This is a genomic window from Streptomyces sp. Inha503 (assembly GCF_047215865.1).
In the GTDB taxonomy this organism is placed as follows: domain Bacteria; phylum Actinomycetota; class Actinomycetes; order Streptomycetales; family Streptomycetaceae; genus Streptomyces; species Streptomyces lycopersici.
In genome coordinates, this window is the sequence record NZ_CP178360.1 from 4,876,220 (window position 1) to 4,888,020 (window position 11,801).

Here is an 11,801-nt window from a genome sequence, read left to right on the forward strand (position 1 = left end):
CGACGGCCTGTTGGCACCCCTGGAGGTGGCAACAGGCCGTCCGTCCGTCAGGACAGCCAGTCCTCCACGGCACGGGCCGTCGTCGCGGCGTGCTCCTCCATCATCGTGAAGTGGTTCCCCGGCACATCGAGCGCGGTGTGCGGGAGCTGCCAGTACGAGCGCCAGTCGCCGTCGCGGGACCAGTCGAAGAGCCGGTCGCCGGCGCGGACCAGGAGGGTTGGCGTCTTGACCTCCTTGGGCCGCCACTCCCCGAACAGCCGGAAGTACGCGCCCATGGCCAGCAGTCGGGTGTCGTCCACCGGCACCTGGCCCGCGCTCCGCTCCTCCATCCCGGCGCTCAGACCGGGCTGGAGGGCGACGGCCGCGTCACGGTCGTGGGAGTAGATGTCGAGCAGGACGACCGCGTCCGGGAAGACCCCGGTGCTCTCCAGCCGCGCGGCCACCTCATGGGCGAGGAGCCCGCCCGAGGAGTGGCCCAGCAGTACGAACGGCGCGCCGTCGGTCTCCCGCAGCACCGCCTCGGCCTGCGCCTCGACCACCGCCTCCGGGTTGGCCGGAAGCCGCTCGCCGGCGACGAAGCCGGGGTTGCCCAGGGCGAGGACGTCGCGGTGGCCGCGGAATCCGGCGGCGAAGCGGGCGTACTGGTGCGGGCCGCCGATCGACAGGATCGAGGAGAAGCACACCAGCGCGGGCCCGGTCTCACCGCGCGCGAGCCGCACCAGCGCGGGCGACTTGTCCAGCTCGGCGGCGGATCCGAACGAGGGCCGGAAGCGGGAGAGGTCCATCAGCAGGCGGGTGAACTCCTCCTGCTGACCGGACTGTCCGGCCTCCCGCATCATCGCGCCGAAGACGGCCGACGGCTCCGCGCCCGCCGCCTCGTCCCGCGCCGCGTCCGACACCGCGCCACCTTCTGCGGCCACCGCCCCGGCCAGCTGGGCGAGCAGCTGCCGGGCGACCAGCTCGGGCGTCGGGTGGTCGAACAGCAGCGTCGGGGGCAGCCGCAGCCCGCTCGCGGCGCCCAGCCGGTTGCGCAGCTCAACGGCGGTCAGCGAGTCGAAGCCCTGCTCCAGGAAGCCCCGCGCCGCCCCCACCGCCTCCGCGTCCGCGAAGCCGAGGACCGCGGCGGCCTGGCCGCGGACCAGGTCCAGCACGGCCTGTTCGCGCTCCGCCTCGGCCAGCCCGGCCAGCCGCCGCGCCAGCGAGGGGCCGCCGGTGTCGGCCGTCCCGGCGGAGACGGTACGGCGCCGGGCCGGGGTCCGGACCAGCCCGCGGAAGACGGCGGGCAGCGCGCCCTCGGCGGCCTGCTCGCGCAGCGGCGCGATGTCCAGGTGCAGCGGTACGAGCACCGCCTCACCGCCCACCGAACACGCCGTGTCGAACAGCTCCAGACCGTCCCGCGAGGTCAGCGGGGCCATCCCGGAGCGCTCCATACGGGCCACGTCCGCGTCCGCCATACCGCCGGTCATCGCGCTGCGCTGCTCCCACAGGCCCCAGGCCAGCGAGAGCGCGGGCAGCCCGGCGGAGCGGCGGTGCGCGGCGAAGGCGTCCAGGAAGGTGTTGGCGGCCGCGTAGTTGGCCTGGCCCGGCGCGCCGAAGGTACCGGCGGCGGACGAGAACACCACGAACGCCTTCAGGCCCAGGTCCAGGGTCAGCTCGTGCAGATTGAGCGCCGCGTCCACCTTCGGGCGGAAGACCGCGTCGATCCGCTCCGGGGTGAGCGCGGGCAGCAGCCCGTCGTCCAGCACTCCGGCGGTGTGAACGACGGCGGCGAGCGGATGCGCCGGGTCCACCTCGGCCAGCAGCAGCGACAGCGCCTCGCGGTCGGCCACGTCGCAGGCCGCGACGCTCACCTGGGCGCCCAGCGCGGTCAGTTCGTCGACCAGCTCGGGCATCCCCTGGGCGCGCTGGCCGCGGCGGCTGTTGAGCAGCAGATGCCGCACACCGCGCTCGGCCACCAGATGGCGGGCGAGCTGTCCGCCGAGGACACCGGTGGCGCCGGTGATCAGGACGGTGCCGTCCGGGTCGAACTCCGGCAGCTCCTCAGCCTTCTGGTCCTCCTCCTGAGTCGCGACCCGGGCCAGCCGGGGCGCGTGGAGGGCGCCCGCGCGGACCGCGAGCTGCGGCTCGATACCGGCCGCGGCCGCCATGAGCGCGTCCGCCGAGGCCCCCTCGTCGTCCAGGTCGAGCAGCAGGAACCGGTCCGGGTTCTCGGTCTGCGCGGTGCGGATCAGCCCCCATACGGGCGCGTGCGGCAGGTCGGACACCTCGGCGTCCGGGGACGTGGCGACCGCGCTCCGGGTGACGAACGCCAGCCGCGCCCCGGCCAGGCCCTCCTCCGCGAGCCACGACTGCGCGGTGTCCAGCGCCGCGTGGGTGGCCAGCCGCGCGCCCTCCGCCAGCTGGCCGCCACCGGCGGGGCCGGTGAGCGGGAGCAGGACGACATCCGGCCGGGGGCTGCCCGAGGCCACCACGGCCGCGAGCTCGGTCAGATCGGGGAAGACGGCGCACTCGGCGCCGATGGACTCCAGCGCGTCGACGAGGCCGAAGGCGTCCTGGCCGTTCGCGGCGGCCTGCTCACCGACCAGGGCCCAGCGGACGGGCCCGGGGGCCGCCGAGGGCGATGGCACCGGCGCCCACTCCAGCCGGAACAGCGAGTCGTGGTAGGTCACCTGGGCCGCGCGCAGCTGCTCCGGCGCGATGCGCCGCAACACCAGGGAGTCCACCGACGCGACCGCGCCACCGTTCTCGTCCGCGACAGTCAGCGCCACCGCCTCAGGACCGGCCGGGGCGATCCGTACGCGCAGCGCCGTGGCGCCCGCCGCGTGGAGGGTGACCCCGCTCCAGGAGAACGGCAGCCGGATGCCGTCGGCCCCGGCGCCCAGGAACTCACCGAGCGCGACCCCGTGCAGCGCGGCGTCCAGCAGCGCCGGATGCAGCCCGAACAGCGCGGCGTCGCGGTGCTGCCGCTGGTCCAGGCGCAGCTCGGCGAAGACCTCCTCGCCGCGCCGCCAGGCGGCCGTCAGGCCCTGGAACGCCGGGCCGTAGCCGAAACCGCCCGCCGCGAACCGCTCGTAGAGGCCGTCCACGTCGAGCGCGACGGCCTCCGCGGGCGGCCATACGGACAGGTCCGCTCCGACGGACAGGTCCGCCCCGCTGTCGGCCGCGTCGCCGGAGGCCAGGACGCCGCCGGCGTGGCGGATCCAGGGCCCGTCCGGGGCGTCACCCCGGTCCGCGTCCGGCTCCGGGCGGGAGTAGACATCCAGCGCCCGGCGGCCACTCGCGTCGGGCGCGCCGACGGTCAGCCGCAGCTGGACCCCGCCCCGGGCGGGCAGGATCAGCGGCGCCTCCAGGGTCAGCTCCTCCAGCAGATCGCAGCCGACCTGGTCACCGGCGCGGATCGCCAGCTCCACGAAGGCCGTCCCCGGCAGCAGCACGGTGCCGGACACGGCGTGGTCGGCGAGCCAGGGGTGGGTCTGGAGGGAGAGCCGCCCGGTGAGCAGGAAGCCGTCGGAGTCCGGCAGTTCGACGGCGGCGCCCAGCAGCGGATGCCCGGCGGCGCCGAGACCGGCGGAGGCGACGTCGCCCACCGAGAGCGGCACCTCGATCCAGTAGCGCTCGTGCTGGAAGGCGTACGTGGGCAGCTCGACGCGGACCGCGCCCGTCCCCTCGTACACCGCCTCCCAGTCCACGGCCACACCACGCGTCCACGCCTCACCCAGCGAGATGTGGAAGCGGTCAAGACCACCCTCGTCACGGCGCAGCGAGCCGATCGCGGCGGCCTCACGGCCCGCGTCCTCGGCGGTCTCCTGCACACCCATGGTGAGGACGGGGTGCGCGCTGGACTCGATGAAGGCACCGAAGCCCTCGTCCAGCAGACGGCGGACGGCACTCTCCAGCTCAACCGTGCGACGGAGATTGGTGAACCAGTACTCGGCGTCCAGCTCCGGACCGTCGACCCACTCCCCCGTCACCGTCGACAGGAACGGCACCTGGGCGTTCTTCGGCTGTACGGGCGCCAGCAACTCCAGGAGTTCCTCGCGGAGCAGATCGACCTGCGCGGAGTGCGAGGCGTAGTCCACCGGCACCCGCCGCGCCCGCACCTCATCCGCCTCACACGCGGCCACCAGCTCATCCAGCGCCTCGGGCTCGCCCGAGACCACCGCCGAGGAGGGGCCGTTGACGGCCGCGACGGAGATCCGCTCCTCGCCCCAGGGGGCAATGCGCTCCCGTACGTCCGCCACCGGGAGGGCCACCGACACCATGCCGCCCTTGCCCGCGAGCACCCGGCCGATCGCCTGGCTGCGCAGCGCCACCACACGGGCCGCGTCCTTCAGCGACAGGATTCCGGCCACACACGCCGCCGCGATCTCGCCCTGGGAGTGGCCGACCACGGCGGACGGCCGGACCCCGAACGAGCGCCACAGCTCGGCGAGGGACACCATCACCGCGAACAGCACCGGCTGGACGACATCCACGCGCTCCAGCGACGGCGCACCCTTGGCACCGCGCAACACATCGACCAGCGACCAGTCGGTGAACTCCGCGAGGGCGGCGGCACATTCGTGGATACGGGACGCGAAGGCGGGCGAGGCGTCCATCAGCCCCACCGCCATACCGGCCCACTGCGACCCCTGCCCCGGGAACACGAACGTCGTCTTGCCGGCCGTCCCGGTGCCCTGCACCAGCTGGGCCGCCGCCTCGCCCCGGGCGAGCGCGGTCAGGGCGCGGGTGAAGTCCTCGCGGTCCGTGCCGACCAGCACCGCGCGCTGGTCGTGGACGGCGCGGGTGGTGGCCAGCGAGTAGCCGACGTCGGCCGGGCGCAGGGACGGGTGGGCGTCGAGGTTGGCGTCGGAGTTGGCGTCGAGGTGGGCCAGCAGCCGCTCGGCCTGGGCGCTCAGCGCCGTCTCGCTCCTGCCGGACAGGATCCACGGGAGCGCGCGGGGCTCGGACGCGGTGGCGGCCTCGGGCTTCTCCGCCGGGGCCTGCTCGATGATGGTGTGCGCGTTGGTGCCGCTGATGCCGAACGAGGACACCGCGGCCCGGCGCGGACGGCCGGTCTCCGGCCACTCGGTCTGCTCGGTGAGCAGCGACACCGCGCCCGCCGTCCAGTCCACGTGCGGGGACGGCTCGTCCACGTGCAGGGTCCTCGGCAGCACGCCGTGCTCGATGGCCTTGACCATCTTGATGATCCCGGCGACACCGGCCGCGGCCTGCGTGTGGCCGAAGTTGGACTTCACCGAGCCCAGCCAGAGCGGCTGGTCCTCGGTGTGCTCCTGGCCGTAGGTGGCGAGCAGCGCCTGCGCCTCGATCGGGTCGCCCAGCGTCGTACCGGTGCCGTGTGCTTCCACGACGTCCACCTCGGCAGGAGACAGCCGGGCGTTGGCGAGGGCCTGCCGGATGACGCGCTGCTGGGACGGGCCGTTGGGCGCCGTCAGACCGTTGGACGCGCCGTCCTGGTTGATCGCCGAGCCACGCACGATGGCAAGGACGGGGTGGCCGTTCTTCTTCGCGTCCGACAGCCGCTCCACCAGCAGCATGCCCACGCCCTCGCCCCAGGCCGTACCGTCGGCGGCCGCGGCGAAGGGCTTGCAGCGGCCGTCGGTCGCGAGGCCGCGCTGCTTGCTGAAGGCCACGAAGGTGCCGGGGGTGGCCATCACGGTGACACCGCCCGCGAGGGCGAGTGAGCATTCGCCGCTGCGCAGCGCCTGCACCGCCATGTGCAGGGTGACCAGCGACGACGAGCACGCCGTGTCGACGGTGACCGCCGGGCCCTCCAGACCGAAGGTGTACGACACCCGGCCCGAGGCGACGCTGCCGGAGCTGGCGGTGCCCATGTAGCCCTCGAGGCCGTCGGGGGCGCGGTGCAGGAGGGTGCCGTAGTCGTTGTACATGACGCCCGTGTACACACCGGTCCGGCTGCCGCGCACGGTCGCCGGGTCGATGCCCGCGCGCTCGAACGCCTCCCAGGTGGTCTCCAGCAGCAGCCGCTGCTGCGGGTCCATGGCGAGGGCTTCGCGCGGGCTGATCCCGAAGAAGACGGGGTCGAAGTGGTGGGCGTCGTGCAGGAACCCGCCGTTGCGGGCGTAGCTGGTGCCCTGCTGGTCGGGGTCGTCGTCGTAGAGCGACTCGATGTCCCAGCCGCGGTCGGTGGGCATGTCGGTGATGGCGTCCGCGCCATCGGTGACCAACTTCCACAGGTCCTCGGGCGAGGTCACCCCGCCGGGGAACCGGCAGCTCATCGCCACGATCGCGATCGGGTCGTCGTCGTGTGCGGTGGCGGCGGCCACGGGCGCGGCCGCGTCCTCCTGGCTGCCCTGGGCCTCGGCCCGCAGATACGCGGCGAGGGCGGCGGGGGTCGGGTAGTCGAAGATCAGCGTGGCGGGGAGCCGGACACCGCTGACGGCGGTCAGGCGGTTGCGCAGCTCCACGGCGGTGAGCGAGTCGAAGCCGACCTCGCTGAACGCGCGCTGGGGATCGACCGCTTCGGGCCCGGCGTAGCCGAGCACGGCCGCCACCTGCGTACGGACCAAGCCGAGGACGATGGCCTCGGCCTCGGCGTCGGACGCCGCCCCGGCCAGCTGCTGGGCGAGCGCGCCGTCCTTCGCGGCGGCGGCGGATTGGGCCGCGCGGCGGGGCGGGACGCGGACGAGTCCGCGGAAGAGCGGCGGCAGCATTCCGGCGCTCGCCTGTGCCCGGAGGGCGGCCAGGTCGAGGGGCATGGGGACCAGCAGCGCGCTGTCCGTGGCGTTCGCCAGCTCGAACAGCTCTCGGCCCTGGTCGGCGGTGATGGCGGCGATGCCACCGCGCTGGAGGCGGGCGAGTTCCGCCTCGTCCAGGTCTCCGGCCATGCCGCCGGGCTCGGCCCACAGGCCCCACGCGAGGGAGGTGGCGGGCAGGCCGCCCGCGCGGCGGTGCTCGGCCAGGGCGTCCAGGAAGGCGTTGGCCGCGGCGTAGTTGCCCTGTCCGGCGCCGCCGAAGACGCCTGCGGCCGAGCTGAACAGGATGAACGCGGAGAGGTCCGCGTCCTGGGTCAGCTCGTGCAGGTTCCAGGCCGCGTCCGCCTTGGGGCGGAGGACGGTGGTGAGCCGGTCGGGGGTGAGGGACGCGATGACGCCGTCGTCCAGGACGCCCGCGGTGTGGAGCACGGCGGTGAGGGGGCGGTCGGTGGGGATGGTGGCCAGGGTTTCTGCCAGGGCTGTGCGGTCCGCCACGTCGCAGGCCGACCAGCGCACGTTGGCGCCCAGCCGGGTCAGTTCCGTGGTCAGTTCTTGCGCACCGGGGGCCTGGTCGCCACGGCGACTCACCAGGAGCAGGTGGCGTACGCCGCGCTCGGCCACCAAATGGCGGGCGAACAGGGCGCCCAGGGTGCCGGACGCGCCCGTGAGCAGGACCGTGCCGTCCGGGTTCCAATCGGGTGCTTGGTTCTCCGTTGGCGTGGTGGTGCGGGCCAGGCGCGGGGTCTTGACCGTGCCTTCGCGTACCGCGAGTTCCTGCTCGCCGGATGCGAGGGCGGTGGGCAGGGCTTCGCGGGCGTCCGGGTGGGTGTCGGTGTCCACCAGGATGATGCGGTCCGGGTTCTCCGACTGGGCGGAGCGGACCAGGCCGCGGACGGCGGCGTGGGCCAGGTCGGCGGCGGAGGTGAGGATGACCAGTCGGGAGTCCGTGAAGCGGTCGTCGGCCAGCCACTGCTGGAGCAGGGTGAGGGCTTGGGTTGTTGCTTGGTGTGCGGCTTCGGGGGGGTTTTCCCCAATCCCGCCCCTTCCCGCAGCATCGATATGCGGCTCCGCCGCGTGGCAGGGCTCTGCCCCTGGACCCCGGTCCTCAAGCGCCGGACGGGCTTGATTTGCCGGACCGGCTTGGTTCAGGGGCACCACTACGTACTCCGGCGGCGGGGTGCCGGAATCGATGGCCCTGGCCAGGGCCGACAGGTCCGGGTAGGGGGTGTTGGGGCCTATCGTCGTCCAGTTGTCCTCGGGCACCGACTCGGACGTTGCCGGGACGGAGGTCCAGTCCACCCTGAACAGGGCGTCGGGCGCGGTGCCCGGGGCCGTCAGCTGGTCCTGGGAGACCGTGCGGAGGGCGAGGCGGTCCACCGTGGCTACGGGGGCGCCCGTCACGTCCGCGAGTTGGAGGGACACCGTGCCGTTTCCGGCCGGTGACAGGCGGACGCGTACCGCGTCGGCGCCCACCGAGTGGATGCGGACGCCGGTCCAGGAGAAGGGCAGTCCGCCCTGGCCCGGGTTCTCGGTCAGGTCGCTGAGGCCGATGGTGTGCAGGACGGCGTCCAGCAGGGCCGGGTGGAGTCCGAAGAGGGCGGCGCCGGGTTCGGTGTCCTCGGGGAGGGCGACCTCGGCGTAGACCTCGCCGTCGGCGCGCCAGGCGGCGCGCAGGCCCTGGAAGACCGGGCCGTAGCCGAAGCCCGCCTCGGCCAGGCCCTCGTACAGGCCGTCGGTCTCGATGCGCTCCGCCCCGGCGGGTGGCCAGGCGCTCAGGTCGAACGAACTCTCCACCGTGCCCGCCGCCAAGGCGCCGGTGGCGTGGCGCAGCCACGGCTCGTCGTCTCCGGCGTCGTCGGGGCGGGAGTGGAGGGCGAGGGTGCGGCGGCCGGTGTCGTCCTCGGCGCCCACGGCGATCTGGAGCTGGACCCCGCCCCGCTCGGACAGGATCAGCGGGGCCTCCAGGGTGAGCTCCTCGACCAGATCGCATCCGGCCTGCTCACCGGCGCGTACGGCCAGTTCCACGAACGCGGTGCCGGGCAGCAGCACCGTGCCCATGACGGCGTGGTCGGCCAGCCACGGATGGGTGTCCAGCGCGAGCCGCCCGGTGAACAGGAAGCCCTCCGCGTCGGCCAGGGAAACGGCCGTGCCGAGCAGCGGATGGTCGGCGGTGCCGAGGCCGACGGAGGAGACGTCGCCGTAGGCGGTGCCCGCGTCCAGCCAGTAGTGCTCGCGCTGGAAGGCGTACGTGGGCAGCTCGACGCGCTCGGCGCCGGTGCCCGCGTAGTACGCCGCCCAGTCGGGGGCCGTGCCCCGGGTGTGCAGGGTGGCCAGGGCGGTGGTCAGGGTCTCGGCCTCTGGGCGGCCGGACCGCAGGGCGGTGGCGAACGCCACGTGCTCGGACTCGCCCGCCAGACACTCCTGGCCGAGCGCGGACAGCACACCGTCCGGGCCGAGTTCGAGGTAGGTGGTGACGCCGTGGGCCTCCATCGCGCGCATGCCGTCGAGGAAGCGCACGGCCTCGCGGACATGGCGGACCCAGAAGTCGGCGGTGGCGATCTCCTTGGCGGGCGCGATGCCGCCGGTGAGGTTGGAGACCACCGGGATCTTCGGGGCCTCGTACGTCAGGCTCTCCGCGACCTTGCGGAACGGCTCCAGCATCGGGTCCATCAGCGGCGAGTGGAACGCGTGGCTGACGGTGAGCCGCTTGGTCTTACGGCCCTGCGCCTCGAACGACGCGGCGATATCCAGAGCCGCGTCCTCGTCGCCCGCGATGACCACCGACGTCGGGCCGTTGAGCGCGGCCATCGACACGCGCTCGGTCAGCAGCGGCGCCACCTCGTCCTCGGACGCCTGGACGGCGATCATCGCGCCGCCGCCCGGGAGCCGCTGCATGAGGCGGCCCCGGGCCGCCACCAGCAGGGCGGCGGCGTCGAGCGAGAGCACCCCCGCGACATGCGCGGCGGCGATCTCGCCGATGGAGTGGCCGGAGACCACGTCCGGCTTCAGGCCCCAGGACTCGACGAGGCGGAAGAGGGCCACCTCGATGGCGAACAGCGCGGGCTGGGTGAAGCCGGTCCGGTCCAGCGCGGTGGCGTCGTCCCCGAACAGCACGTCCTTCAGCGGCCGTTCGAGGCGCGGATCGAGCGCGGCGCACACCGCGTCCAGCGCCTCGGCGAACGCCGGGTAGGTCTCGTAGAGCTCGCGGCCCATGCCGAGGCGCTGGCTGCCCTGGCCGGTGAAGAGGAACGCCAGCTTGCCCCGGGTCTCCACGCCCTGGACCACCCCGGCGGCGGGCTCGCCGGAGGCGAGCGCGGCGAGGCGGTCGAGGAAGGTGGCGCGGTCACCGGCGATGACGGCGGCGCGGTTCTCCAGGGCGGCGCGGGTGGTGGCCAGGGAGTGGCCGAGGGACACCGGGTCGAGCTCGGGGCGCTCGGCCACGTAGGCGTGGAGCCGGGCGGCCTGAGCGCGCAGCGCGGCCTCGCCCCTGCCGGAGACCAGCCACGGCAGGAGGGGGAGGGTGCGGGGCGCGGCCGGCGTCCCCTCCGCCTGTACCGCCGTCTCCTCGGCGGGGGCCACCGTCTGCTCTGAAGGCGCCGCCGTCCCTTGGGCGGGGGTCTCCGCGGCTTCCTCGCCCTCGGGGTCCTCCGCCGGGGGCTGCTCGATGATCAGGTGGGCGTTGGTGCCGCTGATGCCGAACGACGACACGGCGGCGCGGCGCGGACGGCCGGTCTCCGGCCACGGCCGGCCCTCGGTCAGCAGCGAGACGGCCCCGGCCGACCAGTCGATATGCGGCGACGGCTCGTCGATGTGCAGGGACTTGGGCACATAGCCGTGCTCGATCGCCTTGACCATCTTGATGATCCCGGCGACACCGGCGGCGGCCTGGGTGTGGCCGACGTTGGACTTGATGGAGCCGAGCAGCAGCGGCCGTTCGGCGGGCTTCTCCTTGCCGTACGTGGCGAGCAGCGCCTGCGCCTCGATCGGGTCGCCCAGCGTGGTGCCCGTGCCGTGCGCCTCGACCACGTCGATCTGGTCGGCCGTCAGCCGGGCGCTGGCGAGCGCCTGGCGGATGACGCGCTGCTGGGACGGGCCGTTGGGCGCGGTCAGACCGTTGGACGCGCCGTCCTGGTTGATCGCCGAGCCGCGGACGACGGCCAGCACCTTGTGGCCGTTGCGGCGGGCGTCCGACAGCCGCTCGACCAGCAGCATGCCCGCGCCCTCGGACCAGCCGGTGCCGTCGGCGGACGCCGCGAAGGACTTGCAGCGGCCGTCGAAGGACAGCCCGCGCTGGCGGCTGAACTCGGTGAACGTGCCGGGTGTCGACATCACGGTGACACCACCCGCGAGCGCCAGTGAGCACTCGCCGTTGCGCAGCGCCTGCATGGCCAGGTGCAGGGTCACCAGCGACGAGGAACACGCCGTGTCGACGGTCAGCGCCGGGCCCTCCAGGCCGAAGGTGTACGCCACCCGGCCGGAGGCGATGCTGCTGGAGCCGCCGGTGCCGAGGTAGCCCTCGACACCGGGCGGCACGGCGCGCAGCCGCGAGGCGTAGTCGTGGTACATGACGCCCGCGAAGACACCGGTACGGGTGCCGCGCACGGAGGTGGCGTCGATGCCCGCCCGCTCGAACACCTCCCAGGTGGTCTCCAGCAGCAGCCGCTGCTGGGGGTCCATCGCCAGGGCCTCGCGCGGATTGATGCCGAAGAACGCCGGGTCGAAGTAGTTGGCGTCGTGGAGGAAACCGCCCTCCCGGACATAGCTCGTGCCCGCGCCGTCCGGGTTGTCGTCGAAGAGCCGCCCGATGTCCCAGCCGCGGTCGGTGGGGAACTCGGAAATGCCGTCCCCGCCCTCGGACACCAGCCGCCACAGATCCTCGGGCGAGGCGACCCCGCCCGGGTAGCGGCAGCTCATGCCGACGATCGCGATGGGCTCCTGGTCCTCCGACTCCACCTCCTGGAGGCGGCGCCGGGTCTCATGCAGGTCGGCGGTCACCCGCTTGAGAAAGTAGCGGAGCTTTTCCTCATTCATACGTGCGTTTCCCTCTCGAGGAATCCGGAAGGCCTTGTCACTTCACGCCGGCTA

Annotated in this window: 1 protein-coding gene; it reads right to left on the bottom strand. The window is 73.9% G+C overall.

Going from position 1 to position 11,801, the window contains the following annotated elements; genetic code table 11:
* Nucleotides 1-47: 47 nt before the first annotated feature.
* On the bottom strand, nt 48-11,747 hold the full coding sequence (locus ACJX2R_RS20450; protein WP_413101304.1) for a type I polyketide synthase: 11,700 nt from the start codon (nt 11,745-11,747) through the stop codon (nt 48-50).
* Between the last annotated feature and the right edge of the window lie 54 nt (nt 11,748-11,801).

What these genes read in the sequence shown, in the direction of transcription:
- ACJX2R_RS20450 (WP_413101304.1), bottom strand. Translation starts at nt 11,747, where the DNA reads ATGAATGAGGAAAAGCTCCGCTACTTTCTCAAGCGGGTGACCGCCGAC.